Origin of the sequence: Flavobacterium sp., from assembly GCF_052437795.1 — a bacterium.
In the GTDB taxonomy this organism is placed as follows: domain Bacteria; phylum Bacteroidota; class Bacteroidia; order Flavobacteriales; family Flavobacteriaceae; genus Flavobacterium.
Map to the genome: position 1 here is coordinate 395,090 of NZ_JBQVPA010000002.1, position 23,877 is coordinate 418,966.

A 23,877-nucleotide genomic window follows, 5' to 3' on the forward strand; every position below is an offset into this window, starting at 1 on the left:
GCCCGCCTCGTCGCAGAAGTGTGCCTCCTGATCGCTATGGCCAAACGGATCTTTGACCTGGTAATTTCCCTTATCGGCCTGATAGTTTTATCGTGGCTCCTTGTATTGTTGTATTTGCTTGCATCTGCCGCAACAAGGTCTAACGGGATGTTCCTTCAAAAACGCATTGGCCGTCATGGCATTGCTTTTACGATATATAAGTTCAGGACTATCGATCCTGAAAATGGACAAGTTAGCCGCGTATCGCGTTTCATGAGGAATTCGAAACTGGATGAGCTTCCGCAGTTGTGGAACGTTGTAACAGGCGATATGAGCCTTGTGGGGCCACGGCCGGATGTTGAAGGGTATTATGACATCTTAACGGGAAGCGACCGTAAGGTGTTAGAGCTCAGGCCCGGTATTACCGGTCCCGCCAGCCTGAAATATTTTGATGAGGAAAATTTGCTGGGCAGGCAGGAAGACGGGCAAAAATATAATGACGAAGTGATCTTTCCTGATAAGGTAAAGATCAATCTGGCCTATCTGCAAGAGCGGTCATTACTGCTGGACATAAAGATAATTTTAGGGTCTGTTGCAGGTATTTTTTCTGGAAAATAATGCTTTTTCCTTTGTTTTTTAACTCATTACGGTTTGTGCTGTAGAGTTTTCTATACCTTTGTACTAATTGCGTAAATTTATTTATAATATGAATAATAAGATTTGGCTTTCTTCACCCCACATGGGTGGTACTGAACAAAAATATGTACAGGAAGCTTTTGATACCAATTGGGTAGCTCCTCTTGGGCCTAACGTTACTGCATTTGAGAAAAGCCTTGAAGAATATTTGGGTGATGGCACTTATGTTGGTGCTTTGAGCTCCGGTACCGCAGCCCTTCACCTAGGCTTGATCTTGCTTGGTGTGAAAGCAGGTGATGAAGTTATCTGCCAAAGCATGACGTTCTCTGCCTCTGCGAACCCGATCATGTACCTGGGTGCTCACCCTGTTTTTGTAGATAGTGAAAAAGAGACCTGGAACATGTGCCCGGAAAGCCTTGAAGATGCCATAAAAGGGCGCATTAGCGAAGGCAAAAACCCTAAAGCGATTATTGCCGTACATTTATATGGCATGCCTTATAAGGCAGAAGCCATAAGGAGCATTGCAGATAAATATGGCATCCCTGTTCTGGAAGACAGCGCCGAAGCTTTGGGGAGTACCTATAAAGGGCAGAAGTGCGGCACATTTGGTGACATAGGGATATTGTCTTTTAACGGCAACAAGATCATTACGACCTCCGGTGGTGGTGCTATAGTGGTAAAAAATAGTGAATTAAAAGACAAGGCAGTTTTTTTGTCTACACAGGCCAGGGATAATGCACCACATTACCAGCATAGCGAAGTAGGGTACAATTACAGGATGAGCAACATATGCGCGGGAATAGGCAGGGGGCAGATGGAAGTTTTGGACAACCACGTTCAGTACAGGAGGGAAATGCACGGCCTTTACGTAAAATTATTTAGCAACACTCCGGGCATTACGGTCTTAAGTGAGCCGAACGATGATTACTTTTCCAACCACTGGCTTAGTGCGATAGTTATAGACCCGGCACAGACAGGAGGAAAGACAAGGGAAGACCTGAGGCTGAAAATGGAAGAGCACAATATCGAATCGAGACCGCTTTGGAAGCCGATGCACATGCAGCCGGTGTTTGAAAAGTATCCTTATTACGGTGGTGATGTAAGCAGTAAATTATTTGAGAACGGCTTGTGCCTGCCTTCAGGTTCTAATCTTACAGAGGAAGAAAAAGTCAGGATAGAGAAAGTCATTTCGGATTTTCTTTAAATATTTTGAGATTCGGTTTAGCCGAGTTTACTAAAATTGTATATTTAAGCAGGAAATATAGGCAGCGGTTGTAATTAAATGTTTGGAATGTGAATAAAAAAAATACAAGTACCAAAGGCAGTTTTGTAGATGCAATGCATCATGCGCTGAATAATACAAAGCTTTGGCAAACAGTCAATAATCTTGGCTACCTGCCAAGGTGGATCATCCTGTTGATAGATCTGGCCGTTGTGTCGATCACAGGGCTTTTGGCATATCTTATCATCCACAGGACAGGGGTACTGTACATAGCGCCACGACTGTATGTTATAAGCATTCCTGTGTATATATTCACTAGCCTTATAACATTCAGGGTGTTCCGGACCTACTCAGGGATCATCAGGCACTCGTCATACATAGATGCGGTCAAGATATTCTTTTCTCAGTTCACAACGGCTTTCCTGTTGCTTGCTTTTAACAGCATATATAAATCTGTAACAGGCGACCTGGTCTACCTCAATATAGGGATATTCATTAATGCTGTGTTCTCTTTTACCAGCCTGTTCCTTTACCGGGTGCTTGTAAAGCAATTTTTTGAGAACTACCTTAATACCTCAAGGACAGAAAAACTCGTTAAAGCCATTATCTATGGTACTGATGCCAATGCTATAGCAGTTGCCAATGCGCTTAAATCAGAAATACCAAGCCGTTTTAAACTGGTTGGCTTTGTGGATAAGTACGGACAGAACAGGTCGAAAATGATCTTGGGCCTGCCTATACTGCAGCACAAAAAGAAAACCACGGTCCTTATGCGGATATTTAAGGCAGAAGCACTGATCATAGCAGATAAAAGCCTTACTAAAGAAGAAAAGCTTGCTATTGTTGATGAATGCCTCGAATTCAATTTCAAGATCTATACCGTACCATTGATATCCGACTGGGAAGACCAAAAGGAGATATCAAAAAAACTAAAAAGCTTTCAAATCCAGGACCTTCTCGAAAGAAAGCCTATCGTTTTGGATAACAAAATGATATCCTCACAGCTTCGTAGCAAGAACGTACTAATAACGGGGGCCGCAGGCTCTATAGGAAGCGAGATCGTCCGGCAGGTGATCCAATTCAACCCTACAAGCATTATTATACTTGACCAGGCCGAAACACCACTTCATCACCTCGCCCTCGAAATTGGGAAAGTCACCACCAACTCAAAGATCCATACCATAATTGGCGATGTGAAGAACAGGGTAGAGATCGAGGAGGTGTTCAAAAAATTCAGTCCCCACGTTGTATACCATGCCGCGGCTTACAAACATGTACCTATGATGGAAGAAAACCCGTCGCAGGCTATTTTTGTAAATGTGCGCGGAACTAAGAACGTAGCTGACATGGCTATAAAATATAATGTGGACAGTTTTGTTATGGTCTCTACAGACAAGGCGGTTAACCCCAGCAACGTTATGGGGGCAAGCAAACGCATCGCGGAAAAATATGTTCAGGCCTTACACAACAAACTTTTGGGCGATCCGGGTACTAAAACGAAATTCATCACTACACGTTTTGGTAACGTGTTAGGCTCGAACGGGTCCGTGGTGCCATTGTTCACAAAGCAGATCGAGAATGGTGGCCCCATTACGCTTACCCATCCTGACATCATAAGGTATTTCATGACCATACCCGAAGCTTGCCAGCTGGTACTTGAAGCAGGTGCCATGGGTAAAGGAGGCGAAATATATATATATTTGATATGGGCAAACCTGTCAAGATCATAGACCTTGCGCTTAAGATGATCAGGCTGGCCGGACTGGTACCCGATAAAGATATCGAGATAAAGATAGTCGGGCTGAGGCCGGGAGAAAAGTTATATGAGGAACTGCTTAATGATACCTCCAGAACGCTTCCTACCCACCACGAAAAGATCATGATCGCCGAAGAGGTGTATGATGATTTTATAAAGCTTGAAACGCTTACTGCCGACCTTATAGATTGTGCCTCGACATATTCAGGGGATGAGGTAGTGACGAGGATGAAAGAGATAGTGCCTGAGTTCATAAGCATGAATTCTACTTTTGAACTGCTCGATAAAAATGCGGTCGAAAAGTGATTTAATTTTAATTAAACAGTATAATTAAATAATAAAATTATCTTTGCACAGGTCTGAAAGATCTGAAAATACAAGGAAAACAGTAGCATTCATAATAATTTCATGATGATAAAAAGAGGGATTTTTTTTCTAGTGGTCGCCTTTGCCTTTGCATCTTGCGCATCCAGCAATAAGATAGTATATCTTGGTAATAATGGTGGTTCAGGGTCAGAGAATGGCAACAGTGCTAATGTTAAGTTTGAGACCACACTACAGCCAGATGATAACCTCATTATTACGGTAACATCCAGCGAACCTACACTTGCGAGCGATTTTAACATGTTGTATCTTACAGCGCAGGGGTCGCAGGTTATGCAGGTAGGTGCCAATACTGTATTGTTCAGTTATCTTATTGACCAAAAAGGGGAAATTGATTTTCCGGTTCTCGGAAAGCTGAAGCTGGCCGGCTTGACACGTATTGAAGCCGAAGCGATGGTCAGGGAACGATTAGTCAAACAAATTGCCGATGTAGGTGTGAACCTCAGGGTGCTTAATTTTAAGGTTACTGTACAGGGAGAGGTAAATAATGCCGGTCCTGTAAGCGTTATAGGCGACAGGATAACAGTGTTCGAAGCAATTGGAATGGCAGGCGACATGACCATATACGGTAGAAGGCAGGATGTAACGATCATTCGTGAAAAAGACGGTGTCAAGACTATTGCAACGGTAGACCTTACGGATGCAAATATCATTAACAGCCCATATTATTATCTGGCCCACAATGACGTGATCTATGTAAAGCCTAACAAAACCAGGATCAATTCATCAGTGATCGGGCCAAACCTTACAGTTGGTATATCCGCCCTTTCACTAATTGTCACTATAATAGCCTTAAGCACGAGATAGCATTATGAATATTCAAACTGAACAAAATCTTACCGAGACCAATGTAGAGTTTAATTTTAAAGAGATGTTTTTTAAATATCTTTCTAAATGGCCTTTATTTGTTTTGGGCGTTATTGTGGCTCTTTCCATTGCTTTTATTTACCTGCGTTATTCTGTAAATTATTACAGTGCCTCGGCAGTTATATTGGTAAAGGATGATAAGAAAGGTGGTATTGCCTCCGAACTTGCTGCCCTGAGCGAGATGGACATGTTGGGCAAGGTCAAGAACACTGTAGATAATGAGATCGAAGTCGTAAGGTCAAGGACGATAGCTGAATATGCGGTAAGGGACCTGGAACTGGATATACGATACATTAGCGAAGGGACCGTAAAAAAGCAGGATCTTTACAAATCGTCGCCTATCAGGATCGTTTTTAATGACAAGAACAATATTAAAAAGAACGTGCAGTATAAAGTAACCTCACACAAGGGAGATAAATATACTTTATATGACAGGGACGATAAGGCTTTGGGTACTTATAAGTTTGGTGAAGTGGTTAAAAGTAGCGAAGGCGGCTTTACGATCATAAACCAGTCTACCAACCAGAATGGATTTACCGTGACCATTATGGCCGACCCGATCCTGAAGGTGGCACAGAGTTTTAAGAACCGCATGAATGTTGCCGTTGTAAGCGAAAATACAAGTGTTGTGCAGCTATCGATCGTGGACCCTATAAGGGCAAGGGCCGAAGATTTTCTTAATGCTGTCATTGCAAATTATAATAAAGATGCGGTGAACGATAAGAACCAGATCTTCATGAAAACATCTGAGTTCATTGAAGAGCGCCTTAAACTTATTTCAGGTGAACTTGGTGATGTTGAAAAAGAAGGCGAAGCTTATAAAAAGAGCAATAAAGTTACCGACATAGTTTCTGAAGCCGGTTTGTTCCTGCAGGATGCAAGTTTGGCCAAAAAAGAATATGAAGCTACAGAAACACAGATCAGCGTTGTAGAGTCACTGAGGGATAATGTGAAAAAAGCAGCTAAAACAGAGCTGATACCCGCAAATATGCTTACGACAACTACACTTGATGCCAATACGGTACCAATGCTGATAGGTGAATACAATACCCTGTTGCTTAATCTCGCAAAATTTACATCGGGTGCGGCAGGTCCCGAGAACAGGAAGATAGTCCAGATGGAAAGTCAGGCCGCATCTTTAAAGCAGAACATTATTTCCAGCCTTGACAGGCTTAAAAGTACCCTCGAGATAAAGAGGAGGGATCTTTTGCAGCAACAAAGGTCGTTGAGCGGGCAAATATCTGAGGTCCCGACCCAGGAGAGGGAATATAAATCTATAGTACGCCAGCAAAGCCTCAAGGAAGCACTATATATTTATTTGCTTGAAAAAAGGGAGGAAACAGCCATTTCCCTTGCTTCGACCGCGCCCAACGCAAAGATCATCGATCCCGCCCTCGCATCAGATAATCCGGTATCTCCAAAACGCAATGTTATATATCTTATAGCTCTTGCCCTTGGCTTATTTATACCTTTTGCCTACGTATATATCAAGGATCTTCTTGACACCAAGATACATGGCTTTAAAGAGATCCAAAAACTGTCGGTGCCATTTTTGGGAGATGTTCCACGATTTACTACGGGCAATAACGAACTCGTTAACGCGCACAGCAGGTCAAGTACAGCAGAGTCATTGAGGATCATCAGGACGAACCTTGAATTTATCCTCAGTAAAGTAGATAAAGATAAATGTAAGACCATCTTTGTAACTTCAACTATACCAAAAGAAGGTAAGACCTTTATATCGGTTAACTTAGCAGCAACGATAGCGCTGTCCGGAAAGAAAGTGCTTATCATGGGGCTGGATATCAGGAATCCTAAACTCGATGAATATATTGCCATGCCTTCGAAGGGTATTACCAACTTCCTTTCGTCATCAGGTGAAACGCCTGTCGAATCTTACATTGTAAAGGTTGATGGATTTGACAACATGTTCGTCCTGCCTCCGGGCATCGTGCCTCCTAACCCTGCAGAACTTTTAATGGGGCCGAAAGTTGAAGCTATGTTCGAGGATCTGAAAGCACAATATGATTATATCATTGTTGATACGGCGCCGGTCAGCCTTGTTACTGATACCCTGATCATTGCGAACTATGCCGACAGCTTTGTGTATGTTGTACGTGCTAATCACCTGGATAAGCAGATGCTTGCCCTTCCTGAATCACTTTACAAGGAGAACAAGTTACCAAATATGGCAATTATCCTTAATGATACTTACCAGAAGCAAGGCTACGGTTATGGCTATGGATATGGTTACGGCTATGGTTACGGCTATGGTTACGGGCAAGAGATCAAGAAGCCTAAAACATGGAAAGAAAGATTATTTGGAAAGAAATAATTCAATGAACCTTATAAAACAACAATTCCCTTTTTAATGACTAAAAAGGGAATTGTTGTTTAAGGCCTTTATCAAATTATCTGTTTGCTTTATCTTTAGCGGATTTTTAAAAGCATCAATATGGCGTTGGTGGTGGGTGTCGGATCCGGTAAAGTCGATCATGTTGGCATCAAGTAACTTGCGGCTTATGTCGAGTACTGGTTTCCCATAATACCCTGTAACCGAAAGAAGGTTGATCTGGAACAGGCATCCTGCCTTTTTTAATTTTTGGTATTCATCAAATTTATGGTGAAAAAAATTATACCGTTCAGGATGTGCCAGTACAGGTTTATACCCTGCTATCTGAAGGTCAAATAATATTTCGTACAGCTGCATTGGCGGGTTAATGTAAGACATCTCCACTAATACATAATTGTCTTTAAGCGTAAGCAGCTCTTCAGATCTTATAAGATTGTAAAAGCTGTCATCCATCATGTACTCAGCTGCTGCTTTAAATGGATCGTTTATTCCCTGCCTCGTAAGAAGGTCTTTGGTAACGTTTTGTTTATTTATAATGCCTTCTCTCGTGTTATTCCATACCCCGCTTATAATATGTGGTGTTGTAATAAATTGCGAAAAGCCATAGTCCCTGAGGCTCTGTATCAGGTGTAATGAATTTTCTTCATCGGTTGCCCCATCATCAATGCCCGGAAGCAGGTGCGAATGGATGTCGACATAGCCCTCGGGTATCAGGTCGGACAGGCGGTCTTTAGGTTTGTTGAAAAAAAACACTGGATGATCGTTTTAGTTTACTCTACAAAAATAGCTGAAAATCACTACTGATATGATATTCTAATATTTAATTACCACTGTTATGTAATAGATACCTTTCTCCCCGCATCCGACAGTATTCGCAATAACACCACAACAAATAATACTATCAATGGGAACATCATAAGTAAATGGGGTTTGTTGATCATTAAAAGGACATACACGGCAATAGATAAAAGGCATATGTATGAGGTAGCTTTTATGGCTGTGGCCCTACCTGTAAAGACAAAAGCAAGCAGCAGCAGGTAGAGGGGGTTAAACGCTAAAATGTTATAATTTAAGTGCAATTCTGTATGCAGTGAATATAGGCCCATTAAACAAAATACTATCCCTAAGATCCCCGTGAGCGCAAGCCATGTCCTTGCTACTAATTTTTTTCGGGATAGTATCATCAGCAGGATACAAACGGCTGCATAGGTGTAAAAATTATTCCAGGCCGACATCCTCTTTTCAGCGGTAGTTTTGTAAACCGGTACAACAGGCTGTGCCAATTTTCCCGATGGCGTTGAAACATTCTTTATTCCGTCCATCAGGTGGTCCGGAAGGAACAGCCGCTGCAATTCCTCATCAGTTTTATAACCGAATAGCAGATTGATGCCAAGGCTTTCGTAAAAGTTGTTATCAAGTCGCTCAATAATGATCTTGCGCTTGGTTTTTCCTTTATCGCCATTCTCCATGGGTATCTTTACCAATGCGAACTGCTCGATCAGGTCGGCCACGCGGGTAGTGCAGTTACGGTCGATGAATTTGTACGTATAAAGCCGTTCTTCAGAATTCAATATCCGCTCCAGTTCGGTTACTATTTGCTCTCTTTGCGAAAGCGTCAGGTCGAGCTCCTGCTCAAAAACATCACGGTTAAAATATTGGTAGGTATATACAAAGTCTTCAAACGAACTGGTAGAAAGTTTGTACTGAAGGTCGCCTTTAATAAATTTGAGGTAAAAATTGGGCGTGTCAAAATCGAAGGTGCCAAAGTTATATACGATGTCTTTAGCTAATGCAGGGTCGCTTACGCGCAATGCCGTATGCCCGAAAACCGAATACAGTTCATCGCCGGGGCCACACGTGAGCAACGTTACTTTACTTCCGGGGGAAAGGGATATTTGTGAAGTGGATGTGGTGGTAAATGTAAAGTATACAAGTGCGAAAAGCAATACAACTTTCAGGCGCATGGCGTTTGTTTTTTATCGCCTAAAGATACCTAAATCTACCTTAAGTGAAAATATATTCGAATATAAAGCCGCGCTTTGGTCGCCGATGTCGGTAAGCGCATAATCTACCGCAATGCCCCTGTACTTGAAGCCAAGGCCAATGTTGGGCTGGAAGCTGAGCGATTGTGAGTTGTCAAGAGCTTTCACATTCTGGAAATTTCCAACACCTGCCCTTAAATAAACAAGGTCGATATACCCAAATTCAAACCCGAATGCCGGATCGATGCTCACAATGTCAGATGCTACAATGTCATTGGTCTGGGCAAACTGCATGTTTAGCTGTACTGCCGCCAAAAGTGTATAGTCGTTGTGGAATGAAAATTTCTTTGCCGCCCCAAGCTGTGCCTTTGGTAAGGTGATCTCTGTTGTTTCCGGCAGTTCCTGGTTCTGTCCCGGTACGGCATCGGCAATGTCCTGGTACGCGTCTTCATCAATGGCCCAGGTGTTGTAGGTAGTGGTGATGTCCCTAAGCATGATCCCGAACATCCAGTCGCTCTTATTGGTATATTGAATGCCTACATCAAACCCGAAACCCCAGGAATTGGCAAAGTCGCCTATCGTCCTGCGTATCACCTTGGCATTAATGCCGTAATTGAAGCCGTCCAGCGGAAGCGAGCGGGCATAGGATAACGTGAACCCATAATCGGCTGCTGAGAAAAGGCTGATGCGGTTGTAGTCGATATTGCCTTCGCTGTCAATAAGCTGTGTTGTGTTCAGGATGTCATCTACCCCAAAGCGAATAACCGATACCCCAATGGCACTGCGGCTGTCTAAAGGCATCGCAAAAGCTGCATAGTCATACTGGGCAATGTTAGCAAAATAGCTGGCGTGCATCAGGGAAAGCTGCTTGTCTTTCACCTGTATGAGCCCGGCGGGGTTCCAGTAGCCGGAATTTACATCGGATGTGTGGCCAACAACAGCATTGCTCATACCTAATGCGGCCGCGTCGACACCAATGCTCATGAACTCATTAGAATACTTTCTTACGGTTTGGCTATAGGTATAAACGGTTGAAAAAAGGAATAAGAGGAGCGAAATCTTTCTCAAAGCTGTTATTTTGTGCAAATATGATATAAAATTCTCAATTACTAAACTCCATTTCTAACAACTTATTGTGTTAACTTTGCGCTATAAATAATCATTGCTATGGCTTTTAAGAAACATGTCCCTAACATCATTACGCTTTGTAACCTTGCCTGCGGGCTTGTGGCTTTGATATATGCTTTTGATACGCATTATCAAATGGCATTCGTATGGGTATGCCTGGGTATATTTTTCGATTTTTGGGATGGTTTTTTTGCGCGCATCTTCAAAGCACAAAGTCCTATTGGACTCCAGCTCGATTCACTGGCAGATATGGTTACCAGTGGTGTTGTGCCGGGGCTTATCATGTTCCAGATGCTTGTAGGTATTGAGGACATGAGGGAAGAGTACAATCTGGCTTCAGATAATTTTTATCTTGGCTTGTTACCTTATGCGGGCTTTATCATTACACTGGCTTCCTGCTACAGGCTGGCCAAATTTAATGTAGATACCCGCCAAACGGATTCTTTCATTGGGCTGCCCACTCCTGCCAATGCATTGTTCATACTCAGCCTGCCTATGATACTGGCGCATTCCGATACCGAAAGCGCGCTTTTTACGTTCCTTAGTAATCCATATGTATTAATAGGCATCAGTCTTTTAAGCGCCTTTATGCTTAATGCCGAGATACCCCTATTCTCCCTTAAAGTGAAGTACTTCAACTGGGAAACCAACAAGATACAGATCATTTTCCTTGTAGTGTCGGTGCTGTTGTTGTTCTTTTTCCAGTACCTAGCCATACCGCTTATCATTTTGTTCTATGTGCTGCTTTCGGCCATAACCAATAAGTTATCGGCTAAAACCGCATCATAGTAGATGAAGCGTGTGCCGCCTAAACCTACACCAAAAAGGGCGAAACCGAAGAGACCGTCAAAAAACAAGTCAGGAAAGGTACTCAGGTATTCATTCCTTTTGCTTATCGTGGCATTCCTTGCTGCTGCGGTATACCAATACCGTCACGGCATATTATACTGGATGGGTTTTAAAACGAATAAACGTATTGAATCTCTAACTAAGGAGGAACGCAGGATAGAAGACCTGCGCATTTACGAGATCTTGGGCCGCCACAAAGATAAAGTCTACGGTATTGATGTGTCGCACTACCAGGGAGAAATAGAATGGGACAGCCTTAAACCAAGTAATGCCAATTTCCCGATACAGTTCGTGTTTATCAGGGCGACGGCAGGCAAGGACGGGTTGGATTCTGAATTCAGGGATAATTGGTCAGGGGCAGAACAGGCCGGGCTTATCCGCGGAGCATACCATTACTATCGTCCGGACGAAAATTCTTTGGAGCAGGCCGAAAGTTTTATAAAAACGGTAAAGCTTTCCAAAGGCGACCTCCCTCCGGTGCTTGATATCGAAAAGATACCCGCGGGGCAAAGCATGGACAGCCTGAAAAGCGGCCTGAAGAAATGGCTTAACAGGGTGGAGGGCCACTATGGCATGAAGCCGATACTCTACAGTGGCGAGAGCTTTTATTCTGACTTTCTGAAAGAGGAGTTTAAAGGATATAGCTTGTGGATCGCCAACTACAGTTTTTTTGCCGACGAGATCAAAAAGGAATGGCTTTTTTGGCAGTTTACTGATAAAGCTTCCGTTGGTGGCATCGATGGAAATGTGGATGTGAACATTTATAATGGGCGCATCGAAGCGTTAAGGAGGCTTTGCAAATAAGTTACCCAACTTCCGGACGTACTATTTAATGCTTGATATCTTGTATCGCATTGCATGGTTATTATTGATGGACTGATCATTATCATACGGTAAATGTTAATAAAAATCAAAATACCTCGATTTTTTTTATTTACATTTGCCCGACCAAAACCAAACAATTATTAGCTATGTTATTCAACTCACTTGAATTTGCGCTGTTTTTTCCTTTAGTATTTTTTCTCTATTGGTTTGTGTTCAAAAATCACCTCAAGGCGCAAAATATTATGCTATTTGTTGCGAGCTATTATTTTTACTGTTGCTGGGACTGGCGATTTGGCTTCTTATTGGCCTTTTCTACAGCGCTCGATTTCTATTCGGGCCTTGCCATAGACAGGAGTTCCACAAAGCGGATGAAAAAAATATGGCTCATCATCAGCGTTGGTATCAATCTTGGTTTTTTGGCCTTCTTCAAATATTACAACTTCTTTATCGAGTCATTTGCAGAGTTGTTACGGGGACTTGGGATGAGCCCAAATTATTCGACCCTGAACATCATTCTTCCGGTAGGTATATCATTTTACACTTTTCATGGTTTGTCGTATGTATTTGATATTTATAACGAACGTATAAAGCCAACTACCAATATCGTGAATTATACGTTGTTCGTAAGCTTTTTCCCTCTGCTTGTCGCAGGCCCCATTGAAAGGGCGACCCACCTTTTGCCACAAGTAGAGAAACCACGTAAATTTAATTATGCACAGGCTGTAGATGGCATGAGGCAGATATTGTGGGGGCTGTTCAAAAAGATAGTGATCGCTGATAATTGCGCATTTTATGCGAACCAGATATTTAATGACCACGGCGACTATTCCGGCAGTACGCTCGTATTGGGAGTGTTGATGTTCACATTTCAGATCTATGGTGACTTTTCAGGATATACAGATATTGCATTGGGTACGGCCAGGATGTTAGGTTTTGAGTTGCTCAAAAACTTTAATTATCCTTACTTCTCGAGGGACATAGCTGAGTTTTGGAGGCGTTGGCACATCTCGTTGTCGTCATGGTTCAAAGATTATCTTTATATTCCGCTTGGAGGCAGTAAAGGAGGAAAATGGATGCGTATAAGGAACACCTTCATCATTTTCATTGTCAGCGGCTTTTGGCATGGATCGAACTGGACATTCATAGCCTGGGGTTTTCTCCATGCGTTGTACTTCATACCGTTGCTGGTATTGGACCAAAACCGTAAAAATATTGACATTGCGGGTGGCGACAGGCTTTTCCCGAGTTTGCGTGAGTTCGCGGGCATTGTTGTCACTTTCATCCTTGCCGCATTTGCCTGGATCTTCTTCAGGGCTGCCAACATTGGAGATGCCTTTAGCTACATAGGGGAAATGTTCAGTAAATTCTCCTTCGAGATGCCAACCATATGGCCGGTAACATTAATATGGTTGATCATCGGGTTCATGATCGTTGAATGGCTGGGGCGAAGGGGCAAATATGGAATTGCTTTGATCGACCATGCTTTAACCATTAAGCCTTTGCGCTGGTCATTTTACTTTTTAATAATTTTTGCGATTTTCGCATATGGAGGCAGTGAGCAGGAATTTATTTATTTCCAATTTTAGATCATGAAAAAGTTTATCATTCAAATCGTTGTTTTTACATTTTTATGTGTAGTGGTCGCTGAAGCCGTCATCAGGGTTTTTAACCTTACCATTGATGTGCCGAAATCCTACAGGACTAAATCAGGCATTGCGAAATATTACCCCAATCAAAGCGGAAAATTCCAGGGTGGGTCACATATTTGGGAAATAAACAAATACGGTCATAGTGGGAAAGCTCCGGGATCGCTGGACGACCTTATCATCCTTTATGGAGATTCTTATATTGAGAATTTCATGAACCCTGTTTCCTGCCATCAAAATGTTTACTTAAAAGAACTTTTGCCTGAGTACAATTATTTTGAGATCGCCAGGGCGGGCTGTACGCTTATTGAAGATCTGGAGAATTCTAAGGAAGCGGACAGCCTTAAGCCAAAACTTGAGGTGATCTATGTAAATGATAAAGATTTTACGGAATCGATCGCCAGCATCAATAAGAAAAAAGAATTTGTAAAAGTTGATCTTGACAAAAATAAGATCGTGTACAGCAATTACAGGGAGTCCGTGTATAAAGATATGCTGTACAACTTTAAATTTGCCTATTACCTGTACAGGAATGTCTGGCTCAATGACGGGGGAGAAAAGGAGGGGCAGAAAATAGAAAAGAAAGAGCCACTTCCGTTTAATGAGATAGAGAAGCTATTGGACTATGTAAATAAGAACTACGACCTTAAAGGTAAAATCTTCGTATTCTCTCCTGACTCTGACAAAGACCTTGTAGCGCTATGCAGCAAGGCCGGGTTTAAAACGTTCATGCTTAACGCACCCGATCTAAAAGCCTGGCAGTTAGAAACCGATTCTCACTGGAGTTGTCATGGGCATAATGAAGCTGCCAAGCAGGTGAAAGAGTTCATAATGCATTCTCTTGCTAAATGATACGGGAAAAGTAGCCTGGTGCGTTTGTACATGTAGGTTTTGGTGTAAAGCCTGGCGTATTTTAATTTTGTTACGTATCATATAACAAAACAACAGTAGTTTGCGTTAGCTTATCAACCTAAAACCAACACATTATGAGATCTTTCTTTTTTTCCTGCCTTCTACTTGTTGTTGTGGCCTGTTCCTCTACTAGAAGCAATTCTTCGGCCGTTGATCCTGACGGTTCCGTGGCCGACGACTACGGCTATAGCGAAACCAATCCTGTTAAAGTAGGCGGCGGTTCTAACGGCCCTGCCAATGAGCACAAATACCTGCGCAGGCTTACCGGACCCAATGGTGAACCAATTGCCTACGTACGTCTTGGAAGCTGCTGTCCCTTTTCTACCAAAAACAGCGAATGGGGGAGTGGTATGCTCGACCGTTATGAAGTTGAGATCGACGGCAACCCCAAAAAGAAGATACTCTACCTGAATATGTATGACTCTCATAAGCTATACGCCCCAAAAGGATTTAAGCTGGACGGGAAGTAGAAATGAATTAAAAAGCCGCATTCCTGTTTGAAATGCGGCTTTTTTGTGTTTTATACATTTTCCGGGTCGGTTTCTGTAGCTGCCGACGCTCTCGGTTTGTGGAAGTCGATCTTCTTGCGGCGCAGCTCAAAGTTCTGGCCTAAGTATACCTTTCGTACCATTTCGTCCTGCACCAGCTCATCAGGCACGCCCGCCTTCAGGATGCCGCCTTCGAACATAAGGTAGGTCTTGTCGGTAATGGCAAGTGTTTCCTGCACATTATGGTCGGTGATCAGGATCCCGATGTTCTTGTCTTTCAACTGTGCCACGATACGCTGTATGTCTTCTACAGCAACAGGGTCAACGCCCGCGAATGGCTCATCCAGCAGGATGAATTTCGGGTCGGTTGCCAGTGCGCGCGCTATCTCAGTACGCCTGCGCTCACCACCCGAGAGCAGGTCGCCGCGGTTGGTGCGGATGTGGTTCAGTGCGAATTCATCGATCAGCGACTCCATTTTGGCCTCCTGCTCGTCTTTGGTCAGGTTGGTCAGTTGCAGTACGCTCATGATGTTGTCCTCAATGCTCAGCTTGCGGAATACAGATGCTTCCTGTGCCAGGTAGCCGATGCCGTGTTGCGCACGCTTATACATGGGGAAATCGGTTATTTCCTGCTTGTCGAGGTATATCTTCCCGGCGTTGGGCTTAACCAACCCTACGATCATGTAGAACGAAGTGGTCTTGCCTGCACCGTTCGGCCCTAGTAGCCCCACGATCTCTCCCTGGTTCACTTCTACCGAAATGCCCTTTACCACGCTGCGGCCTTTATAGGTCTTTATTAAATTTTCTGCTCTAAGCTTCATGTTGTTCCCGTTTACAGTTAAACAGCCGTTTCCGGACCTTGTTGTTCCAGCGCTTCCCAAAATTCGTAGGCGCGGCGCAGGTGCGGTATTACTATGGTGCCGCCCACAAGTGTGGCAATGCCAAGCGCCTCCATTACCTGTTCTTTTGTCAATCCTTCTTTATAGGAGGTTTCAAGATGGTATTTGATGCAGTCGTCGCAGCGCAGCACAGCCGAAGCCACAAGCCCCAGCAGTTCCTTCGTCTTCACGTCCAGTGCGCCTTCCATATAGGCATTGGTATCCAGGTTAAAGATACGCTTTATGATCTTATTGTTGTCCGCCAGAAGCTTGTCGTTCATCTTTTGGCGGTAGTCGTTGAATTCCTGTACCGGGTTAGCCATTTGCAAGTTCTTTTTCTTTCTCTTTTTCTTTGTTCTTATTGATCCGTGCCGCTATCAGAATGCTCAGTTCGAATAGTATTACCAATGGTATGGTAACGATCATTTGGCTTACCACATCCGGTGGTGTGACCACAGCGGCGAGGATAAGTATTATCACATAGGCATACCTCCTGTATTTCCTTAGGAAGTCAGCCGTGACCAACCCCAGTTTCGCAAGGAAATAAATGATTATAGGCAGTTCAAATACAATGCCACAAGACAGCACGGTGGTTTTGATGAGGCTAAGGTAGGAGGCAAGGTCCACGTCATTCTTTACGACGTCACTGATCGTATAATTCGCCAAAAAGTTGATGGATAGCGGCATAATGAGGTAATAACCAAAAAGCACGCCCAGGAAAAACAATATCGACGTTGAAAAGATGAATGACAGTGCATACTTCTTCTCTTTATCATATAATGCGGGGCTTATGAATTTCCATATCAGGTAAAGAATGTAGGGGAAAACCAATATAAGGCCTGCCGTAACCGACGTCCAGATGTCTGTAGTGAACTGGCCGTCCATCGTGCGGTTCTGGATCTCGAAAGGTATCTCGGTCACGCAGAAGCTTTTGTCAAGGTCGTATTTGTTTGCCAGATCGCAAAAAAAGCGGTAGGTGATGAAATCCGACTTTTTAGGTGCGAAAATAATATTATCGAATATGAAACGGCTGAAGGCGAACGCAACACTAGCCCCTATAATAATGGCGATACAGCTGCGAACAAGCAGCCAGCGCAATTCTTCCAAATGGTCCAGAAAGGACATTTCGCCCCCGCTATTTTTGTTTTTTGCCATTTTATACTATTCCTTCCTTTAAAATGTCATGCAGGTGCAGTATGCCCTTGTATTCGCCTTCGTCGGCTACTACCAGCTGTGTGATGGAGTAGTTCTCCATCGTGTTAAGTGCATCTACGGCCATATCGGTCGACTTTATCGTCTTAGGTGATCGGGTCATGATGTCCGCCGCCGTAACGCCTGCTATATTGTCCCTGTCGGCAAGCATTCGCCTGATGTCGCCATCGGTAATGATGCCTATGATCCTGTTGTTCTCAATTACTGCCGTAACACCAAGCCTTTTCTCAGAGATCTCAACTATCGCCTTCTTGATGCTGCATTCGGGTGAGACCATCGGCATGTGCGTCCCGTCTAGCATGTCGCCCACGCGCAGCAACAGTTTTTTACCCAATGCGCCGCCCGGATGGTATTTTGCAAAATCCTCGCTTTTAAAGTTCCTCATTTCGATCAGGCATACCGTAAGCGCGTCGCCTAGGGCAAGCTGCGCCGTAGTGCTGTTGGTTGGGGCCAGGTTGTTTGGGTCGGCTTCCGCCTCTACATACGCATTAAGCACAAGGTCGGATCCTTTTCCGAGGAAAGAATCTTTATTGGCGGTCATGCCGATGAGGGTGTTGCCAAAGCGTTTCAGTAGCGGTACAAGCACTTTTATCTCAGGGCTGTTTCCGCTTTTGGATATGCATATCACCACATCGCCGGGCTGCACCATGCCAAGGTCGCCATGTATGGCTTCGGCAGCGTGCAGGAAAAGGGCAGGGGTGCCTGTAGAGTTAAGCGAAGCAACGATCTTGGCCGCGATGATAGCGCTCTTTCCTATGCCTGTTACGACAACGCGTGAAATAGTATTGTAAATAATTTCAACAGCTTTGGCAAAATCATCGTCCAGGTAGTTCACCAGGTTTGCAATGCTCTCGCTTTCAGAAAGGAGGGTTTTTTTGGCAGTTGCCAATATCTCGGCTTTATTGATCAAACGGATGAAATGTTTAAAAAGTTGTGAATATTAAAGATTTTTGTATCTTTAGGTTGTGCAAATTTATGTAAATTACAATTAATAAATGATGAAATTGGCCGAAATTGACTTACATAAAGAGTTAAAAAAGTATTTTGGTTTTAACACTTTCAAAGGCCTGCAGGAAGATGTTGTAAAGAGCATTATCCATGGCAACAACACATTTGTGATCATGCCCACGGGAGGGGGAAAATCCTTGTGTTACCAACTGCCGGCGCTGGTGCTCGAGGGTACCGCGATCGTGGTCTCGCCGCTCATCGCGTTGATGAAGAATCAGGTGGATGCTATCCGCAGCCTGTCCTCCGAGTCAGGCGTTGCCCACGTGCTCAACTCATCCCTTACAAAAACAGAGATCAACCAGGTAAAGAAGGACATATCCTCAGGCCTGACGAAACTTTTATATGTAGCCCCCGAATCGCTTACAAAGGAAGAGTATGTTAACTTCCTGAAGGGCGTTCCACTTTCTTTTGTAGCGATCGATGAGGCGCACTGTATCTCAGAGTGGGGGCATGACTTCCGCCCTGAGTACCGCAACCTTAAGAACATCATACAGCAGCTGGCCGACGTGCCGGTTATCGGGCTAACCGCGACAGCGACACCCAAAGTACAGGAGGACATCCTGAAAAACCTCGACATGACCGATGCCAATACCTTCAAGGCATCGTTCAACAGGCCGAACCTCTACTACGAGATCCGCCCGAAAACCAAGAATGTCGAATCGGATATGATACGCTTCATCCGACTGCACAAAGGCAAGTCAGGTGTAATATATTGCCTTAGCCGTAAAAAGGTAGAGGAGATCGCGCAGGTATTACAGGTGAACGGCATAAGCGCCGTGCCTTATCATGCAGGCCTGGATGCCAAGACCCGGGCCAGGCACCAGGACATGTTCCTGATGGAAGATGTAGATGTGGTGGTGGCAACCATCGCCTTCGGGATGGGTATCGACAAGCCGGACGTGCGCTTTGTCATACACCATGATATTCCGAAATCATTGGAAAGCTACTACCAGGAAACAGGGCGTGCCGGCCGCGATGGTGGTGAAGGGCACTGCCTTGCGTATTACTCTTATAAGGATATTGAGAAACTCGAGAAATTCATGTCGGGCAAGCCGGTAGCCGAACAGGAGATAGGTTATGCGCTGTTGCAGGAAGTAGTGGCCTACGCCGAAACCTCCATGTCGCGCCGCAAGTTCCTGCTGCATTACTTCGGTGAGGAATTTGACGATGAGACAGGCGAAGGTGCAGACATGGATGACAACATCCGCAACCCGAAGAAGAAAGTAGAGGCCAAAGACAATGTGGTCATACTGCTTAAAGTAGTAAGGGATACCAAGCAATTATACAAATCGAAAGAGGTGATCTTTACACTTACAGGTAAGATCAATGCTGTGATAAAGGCACACCGTACCGATGCCCAGAATTTTTTTGGCATTGGTAAAGAGTTTGATGAAAAATATTGGATGGCACTCCTAAGGCAGGTCCTTGTGGGAGGCTATCTTTCGAAAGATATTGAATCCTACGGTGTCCTGAAATTAACGAAAAAGGGTGAGGATTTCATTAAAGACCCAGCATCGTTCATGATGAGCGAGGACCATGATTTTAATGAAACCGATGAAGAGGCGACGGTAACGGCATCTAAATCGTCCGGTACTGCCGATGAGGCATTGATGGCTATGCTGCGCGACCTGCGCAAAAAAGTAGCCAAAAAGCTGGGTGTGCCGCCATTTGTTGTATTTCAGGACCCTTCGCTGGAAGATATGGCGCTGAAGTACCCGGTGTCATTGGAAGAGCTGGGTAACGTACACGGTGTGGGCGAGGGTAAGGCAAAAAAGTACGGCAGGGAGTTTGTAGAGCTCATTGCACGATATGTGGAGGATAACGACATTGTAAGGCCGGACGATCTGGTGGTGAAATCTACCGGGGCCAACTCAGCGCTCAAATTATATATCATACAGAATATTGACCGTAAGCTGTCGCTCAACGATATTGCCAAGGCAAAGGGGTTGGATATGGATGCCTTGATGAAGGAAATGGAGCAGATCGTATATTCAGGCACCAAGCTCAACATCACCTACTGGATCGATGAGATACTTGACGAAGATCAGCAGGAAGAGATACAGGACTACTACATGGAAAGCGAGTCGGACAGTATAAAGGATGCCCTCAAAGAATTTGATGGCGATTATGACACCGAGGAACTGAGGCTGATGAGGATCAAATTCATTAGTGAGGTGGCGAACTAATTATTAGTTGATAGTTGTTGGTTATCGGCTGTCAGATACTATTTCTGTCAATTTTTATATTTACATAATAAAGCCCGACGGAATACTATTCTGTCGGGCTTTAATTTTATGATCTGTCAATGGATATGAGTGAAGCTTCCATCAACCGACAACGGGCAACTATCAACCAAACAATTCCCCCCTGTGAGGCTTCAGCGCATCCCTGACAGGGATCATGTGCTCATCGGTAACAACCATCCAGGCAATAGCATGCATTTCATTCAGGATACCGAAACCCGTGATATTGATAGGCAGTTTCTCTATGGCTATATATTCCTTCAGGTGTTTTTCATGGTGTTCCGCTGTTTTGGCAGAAGCCTCCCCACGGAAATCCCATATCAGTTTTATCTTTCTCATCAGTCGAAAATTACTGATAGCAAAGTTACAAAGTAAACCGCTACGCCACAAAGACGGCAAAGTGAATTCTTATCGATAGGCTGTCCATAATGAATAATAAACAAAAACCCGCCGGAGCAGGTTCTATATAATTATGGCTTCGGGTTATTGGTTCCCGGAGGCGTGGCCGGTGTTGGCGTTTGTGATCCCGGATTGGTTACAGGCGATGATGTGGTAGGCGCCGTGCTGCCCTGCGGGTTTATCCTGTTGGGTGTGCTGGTACGGTTTGGTGTTGTAGTTGTGGCCCTTGTAGTTGTTGTGGTTGGAGAGACTGTGCGGGCATTTTGTTTGCGAACCCTTTCGACACGGGTCGAGGTCGTGGTGGTTGTGGTCTCTGTACGTTCGGGCCCGGCATTAAAACGCCTGGTCGCCGTAGTGTCTGTTTGGGCTGAGGCAAGGCCGAATGCAAGCATTGCCGCCATTGATAAAACTATCTTTTTCATGGTATCGTTATTTTTATGATCTGTAAAATTACAGTTACTAAACTTTCGCAACACTTTGTTTTTGTTTTAATTAACCTCAGTTTAGGCCTAATTTGGCAGGCATTACAAATTTGTGTTAAGCCGCCTTACAGGGTTAAAATGTTATCAGGTTTTGACAGTATCGTATTCGCCGGAGAAAACGTTTTCCCTTAATTTGGCTATATTTACATTTAAACCAAAACAAAAATGTTCACGCAAAAAATACTGCTGCTTTTCATTGCGTCGCTGCTATCGTGCAATACTTCGCAAAAGGCTGAAGCTAAAGGAGAATACGTTACCGCCGGAAGGGTCGAAAAGAAAGGTGATGCGGTGATCCTGATAAGCCCCGCATCGTCTGTTTCCTTTGCTTTTACAGGAGATAAATGCACTTTGAATTTGAAAGCTGAAGATACTTTTGAACATCACAATTATGCGGTTGTTGAGATCGATGGGCAGTATAAAGGCCGATATACCATTAAAACCTCAGCTACACTATTATCATTCAATATGGAGGCTAATAAAGAACATACTGTTACTGTATACAAAGCCACCGAAGCAGGTAATGGCAACGTGCTGTTCCTCGGTGCGGATGTGGTCATGAAAAAGCCAAAAATGCAGCCTAAAAAGAAGATCGAGTTCATAGGTGACTCCATTACGTGCGGAATGGGCAATGACTATGCCGCTATACCCTGCGATACCGCCGAATGGTATGATCAGCACAACGCCTACTATGCTTACGGGCCGATCGCCTCACGCCAACTTGGTGCCGATTTCCTGCTGAGTTCGGTTTCCGGCATCGGGATGTACCGCAACTGGAATGACGAGCACGACCAGGAGGCCATAATGCCCGATGTGTATGAGAACCTTTATCTTAATAAGGACAATTCAAAAAAGTACGGATCCGGGTTTGATCCGGATATTACCTGCATCGCCTTGGGTACGAATGATTTTTCTGATGGCGACGGAAAAAAGGAACGGCTTCCATTCAATGAGGATATATACGTTTCCAACTATGTCGCCTTTGTAAAAACGGTGTATAAGCATTCGCCGAATACGCAGGTCTTACTTCTCAATAGCCCGATGGTAAATGGCCCGAAGAACGACATTTTCATCAGATGCCTTAGCCGCGTTAAGGATGCTTTTTCAGGCGATAAGATACATAAACCGATACAGGTTTTCACTTTTACGGCAGTAACCCCACACGGTTGCGGTTACCACCCGGACATTGAAGACCACAAGAAAATGGCAGGCCAGCTGGCGCCATTCCTAAAAACTTTACTCAATGAAAAGAAATAAACTATTCCTGTTCCTGGCGATCGCTCTTTTATCATTTGCCGCAAAGGCGAACGTAACGCTGCCTTCTTTTTTTTCGGACAATATGGTGCTGCAGCGCAACGCCGATGTAAAGCTGTGGGGATGGGGTAGCCCGTTTGAAGACATAGTGATAACAACCGGCTGGGACAAAAAGGAATACAAGCTGAAGCCCAACCGCGAGGCGTACTGGGAGCTCACCGTGAAAACTCCCGGTGCAGGTGGTCCGTACACCATAAACTTTAAAGGCTATAATGAAATTACGCTGAAAAACGTAATGCTGGGCGAAGTGTGGCTGTGCTCCGGCCAGTCGAACATGGAATGGTCGGCCAACATGAAGATCAATAATGCCGAAGCCGAGATCGCCAAAGCCAATTTCCCTAACATCCGCTTTTTTACCGCGCCCAAGCTGGCTTCAACAGAGCCGCAAATGAACCTGCCCGGAAGCTGGGAAGTGTGCACCCCCGAAACCATGAGGCACTTTAGCGCAGTGGGCTATTACTATGCACGCCATTTGCAGGAAGACCTCAAAGATGTGCCTATCGGGATGATCAACTCCAGTTGGGGAGGGTCGCCTGCCGAACCTTGGATCCCCGCTCAATACGTTAACAATGACCCTGTGCTGAAAAAAGCTGCATCCGACCTGTATAAAGCCGACTGGAGCCCGAGCGACCCGGGGCATATCTACAACGCCATGATACACCCGTTCGTTGGTTACAGGCTGGCAGGGGTGCTTTGGTACCAGGGCGAAAGCAATGTGGGTTCGCACGTATACGATAAAACTTTGGCAGGATTGATAAAAGGATGGCGAAGCGAATGGAAAACCGATCTCCCTTTTTACTTTGTGCAGATAGCCCCTTATAATTATGAAGGCAGCACCGACCTTGGAGCCGTGATACGCGATGCACAAAGACGCGTTGTGAATGCGTTGGAAAAGACAGGAATGGTGGTGGTAAGTGATATTGCTACGGTTGATGACATCCACCCACGCAATAAGAAAGATGTAGGCATAAGGCTGGCTAACCTCGCGCTGAACGATACCTATGGCATCAAAAAAGGCGTGGTGAATGGCCCGCTATACAAAAGCTTCACATCTGATAAAAACAAACTGACCGTAAGCTTTTCCAATGCCGAAGGGCTGCGTTTTAAAGGCAAGGCTTCAACATTGTTTGAGGTGGCCGGTGAAGACGCTACTTGGCACAGGGCCGAAGCCAAAATTGACAAGGGCGCAATAGTGCTTACTTCCAAAAATGTAAAAAAACCTGTAAAGGCACGCTATGCCTGGAGCAATACCGCGCAGGCCGACCTGTTTAACAGTGCCGGGCTGCCGGCATCGACCTTTACAACCGAATAAACAAG

21 protein-coding genes and 1 pseudogene are annotated in these 23,877 nt (G+C 44.5%); 13 read left to right on the plus strand and 9 right to left on the minus strand.

Translation table 11 applies throughout. The annotated features are described in order from the left end of the window. Window positions 1-36: 36 nt before the first annotated feature. From ACT6R0_RS08575 to ACT6R0_RS08595, 5 genes and pseudogenes are all read left to right on the plus strand, one after another. Complete coding sequence (locus ACT6R0_RS08575; protein WP_444652662.1) at window positions 37-597, plus strand: sugar transferase; 561 nt, start codon at window positions 37-39, stop codon at window positions 595-597. An 88-nt stretch (window positions 598-685) separates the two neighbouring features. Beyond that, on the plus strand, window positions 686-1,819 hold the full coding sequence (locus tag ACT6R0_RS08580) for a DegT/DnrJ/EryC1/StrS family aminotransferase (RefSeq protein WP_444652660.1): 1,134 nt from the start codon (window positions 686-688) through the stop codon (window positions 1,817-1,819). A 134-nt stretch (window positions 1,820-1,953) separates the two neighbouring features. Further along, a pseudogene (locus tag ACT6R0_RS08585) lies at window positions 1,954-3,899 on the plus strand (polysaccharide biosynthesis protein). Window positions 3,900-4,001: 102 nt separating this feature from the next. Beyond that, window positions 4,002-4,784 (plus strand): polysaccharide biosynthesis/export family protein, encoded by a 783-nt coding sequence (locus ACT6R0_RS08590; RefSeq protein WP_444652659.1) that lies wholly within the window; start codon window positions 4,002-4,004, stop codon window positions 4,782-4,784. Between the two features lie 4 nt (window positions 4,785-4,788). Next, window positions 4,789-7,179, plus strand: a complete 2,391-nt coding sequence (locus ACT6R0_RS08595; protein WP_444652658.1) for a GumC family protein — start codon at window positions 4,789-4,791, stop codon at window positions 7,177-7,179. Window positions 7,180-7,212: 33 nt separating this feature from the next. On the opposite strand, the gene ACT6R0_RS08600 is transcribed toward ACT6R0_RS08595, so the two are convergent. The 3 genes from ACT6R0_RS08600 to ACT6R0_RS08610 all read right to left on the minus strand — a co-directional run bounded on the left by ACT6R0_RS08600 (window position 7,213) and on the right by ACT6R0_RS08610 (window position 10,247). Continuing rightward, window positions 7,213-7,950 carry a tyrosine-protein phosphatase gene (locus ACT6R0_RS08600; RefSeq protein WP_444652657.1) on the minus strand — a complete coding sequence of 246 codons (738 nt, stop codon included), beginning with the start codon at window positions 7,948-7,950 and terminating at the stop codon, window positions 7,213-7,215. 80 nt (window positions 7,951-8,030) lie between these two features. Next, window positions 8,031-9,161, minus strand: coding sequence for an Lnb N-terminal periplasmic domain-containing protein (locus ACT6R0_RS08605; RefSeq protein ID WP_444652656.1), 1,131 nt, complete (start codon window positions 9,159-9,161; stop codon window positions 8,031-8,033). Between the two features lie 12 nt (window positions 9,162-9,173). Continuing rightward, window positions 9,174-10,247, minus strand: a complete 1,074-nt coding sequence (locus tag ACT6R0_RS08610) for a putative type IX sorting system protein PorV2 (RefSeq protein WP_444652654.1) — start codon at window positions 10,245-10,247, stop codon at window positions 9,174-9,176. Window positions 10,248-10,346: 99 nt separating this feature from the next. On the opposite strand from ACT6R0_RS08610, the gene ACT6R0_RS08615 reads away from it, so the two are divergent. The 5 genes from ACT6R0_RS08615 (at window position 10,347) to ACT6R0_RS08635 (ending at window position 15,009) form a co-directional block, all read left to right on the plus strand. Continuing rightward, entirely contained in the window at window positions 10,347-11,096 is a 750-nt protein-coding gene (locus tag ACT6R0_RS08615) for a CDP-alcohol phosphatidyltransferase family protein (RefSeq protein WP_444652653.1), read from the plus strand. A 3-nt stretch (window positions 11,097-11,099) separates the two neighbouring features. Further along, entirely contained in the window at window positions 11,100-11,960 is an 861-nt protein-coding gene (locus tag ACT6R0_RS08620; protein ID WP_444652651.1) for a GH25 family lysozyme, read from the plus strand. Between the two features lie 167 nt (window positions 11,961-12,127). Then, window positions 12,128-13,567, plus strand: coding sequence for an MBOAT family O-acyltransferase (locus ACT6R0_RS08625; RefSeq protein ID WP_444652650.1), 1,440 nt, complete (start codon window positions 12,128-12,130; stop codon window positions 13,565-13,567). Window positions 13,568-13,570: 3 nt separating this feature from the next. After that, entirely contained in the window at window positions 13,571-14,479 is a 909-nt protein-coding gene (locus ACT6R0_RS08630) for a hypothetical protein (protein WP_444652649.1), read from the plus strand. A gap of 134 nt (window positions 14,480-14,613) precedes the next feature. After that, entirely contained in the window at window positions 14,614-15,009 is a 396-nt protein-coding gene (locus ACT6R0_RS08635) for a 2-dehydro-3-deoxyphosphooctonate aldolase (RefSeq protein ID WP_444652647.1), read from the plus strand. Between the two features lie 50 nt (window positions 15,010-15,059). Here ACT6R0_RS08635 and lptB read toward each other — a convergent pair whose 3' ends face one another. Genes lptB through ACT6R0_RS08655 form a run of 4 tightly spaced genes read right to left on the minus strand, consistent with a single transcriptional unit; the run spans window position 15,060 to window position 18,027 of the window. Next, the gene (gene lptB / locus ACT6R0_RS08640) at window positions 15,060-15,848 is read right to left on the minus strand and encodes an LPS export ABC transporter ATP-binding protein (RefSeq protein ID WP_444652646.1); all 789 of its coding nucleotides are present in this window, start codon (window positions 15,846-15,848) and stop codon (window positions 15,060-15,062) included. Between the two features lie 17 nt (window positions 15,849-15,865). Next, window positions 15,866-16,228, minus strand: coding sequence for a carboxymuconolactone decarboxylase family protein (locus ACT6R0_RS08645; protein WP_444652645.1), 363 nt, complete (start codon window positions 16,226-16,228; stop codon window positions 15,866-15,868). Beyond that, the gene (gene tatC, locus ACT6R0_RS08650; RefSeq protein WP_444652644.1) at window positions 16,221-17,060 is read right to left on the minus strand and encodes a twin-arginine translocase subunit TatC; all 840 of its coding nucleotides are present in this window, start codon (window positions 17,058-17,060) and stop codon (window positions 16,221-16,223) included. Before tatC ends, ACT6R0_RS08645 begins: the two co-directional genes overlap by 8 nt. A 1-nt stretch (window position 17,061) precedes the next feature. Next, window positions 17,062-18,027 (minus strand): KpsF/GutQ family sugar-phosphate isomerase, encoded by a 966-nt coding sequence (locus ACT6R0_RS08655; protein ID WP_444652643.1) that lies wholly within the window; start codon window positions 18,025-18,027, stop codon window positions 17,062-17,064. An 88-nt stretch (window positions 18,028-18,115) separates the two neighbouring features. On the opposite strand from ACT6R0_RS08655, the gene recQ reads away from it, so the two are divergent. Next, window positions 18,116-20,311 (plus strand): DNA helicase RecQ, encoded by a 2,196-nt coding sequence (gene recQ / locus ACT6R0_RS08660; protein WP_444653176.1) that lies wholly within the window; start codon window positions 18,116-18,118, stop codon window positions 20,309-20,311. 162 nt (window positions 20,312-20,473) lie between these two features. Here recQ and ACT6R0_RS08665 read toward each other — a convergent pair whose 3' ends face one another. Together ACT6R0_RS08665 and ACT6R0_RS08670 are read right to left on the minus strand one after the other, a co-directional pair. Further along, entirely contained in the window at window positions 20,474-20,710 is a 237-nt protein-coding gene (locus ACT6R0_RS08665; RefSeq protein WP_444653174.1) for a hypothetical protein, read from the minus strand. Window positions 20,711-20,838: 128 nt separating this feature from the next. After that, window positions 20,839-21,189 (minus strand): hypothetical protein, encoded by a 351-nt coding sequence (locus ACT6R0_RS08670; RefSeq protein WP_444652641.1) that lies wholly within the window; start codon window positions 21,187-21,189, stop codon window positions 20,839-20,841. A gap of 225 nt (window positions 21,190-21,414) precedes the next feature. On the opposite strand from ACT6R0_RS08670, the gene ACT6R0_RS08675 reads away from it, so the two are divergent. After that, the gene (locus tag ACT6R0_RS08675) at window positions 21,415-22,503 is read left to right on the plus strand and encodes a GDSL-type esterase/lipase family protein (RefSeq protein ID WP_444652640.1); all 1,089 of its coding nucleotides are present in this window, start codon (window positions 21,415-21,417) and stop codon (window positions 22,501-22,503) included. Beyond that, complete coding sequence (locus ACT6R0_RS08680; RefSeq protein ID WP_444652638.1) at window positions 22,490-23,872, plus strand: sialate O-acetylesterase; 1,383 nt, start codon at window positions 22,490-22,492, stop codon at window positions 23,870-23,872. Before ACT6R0_RS08675 ends, ACT6R0_RS08680 begins: the two co-directional genes overlap by 14 nt. The last annotated feature ends 5 nt before the right edge of the window (window positions 23,873-23,877 follow it).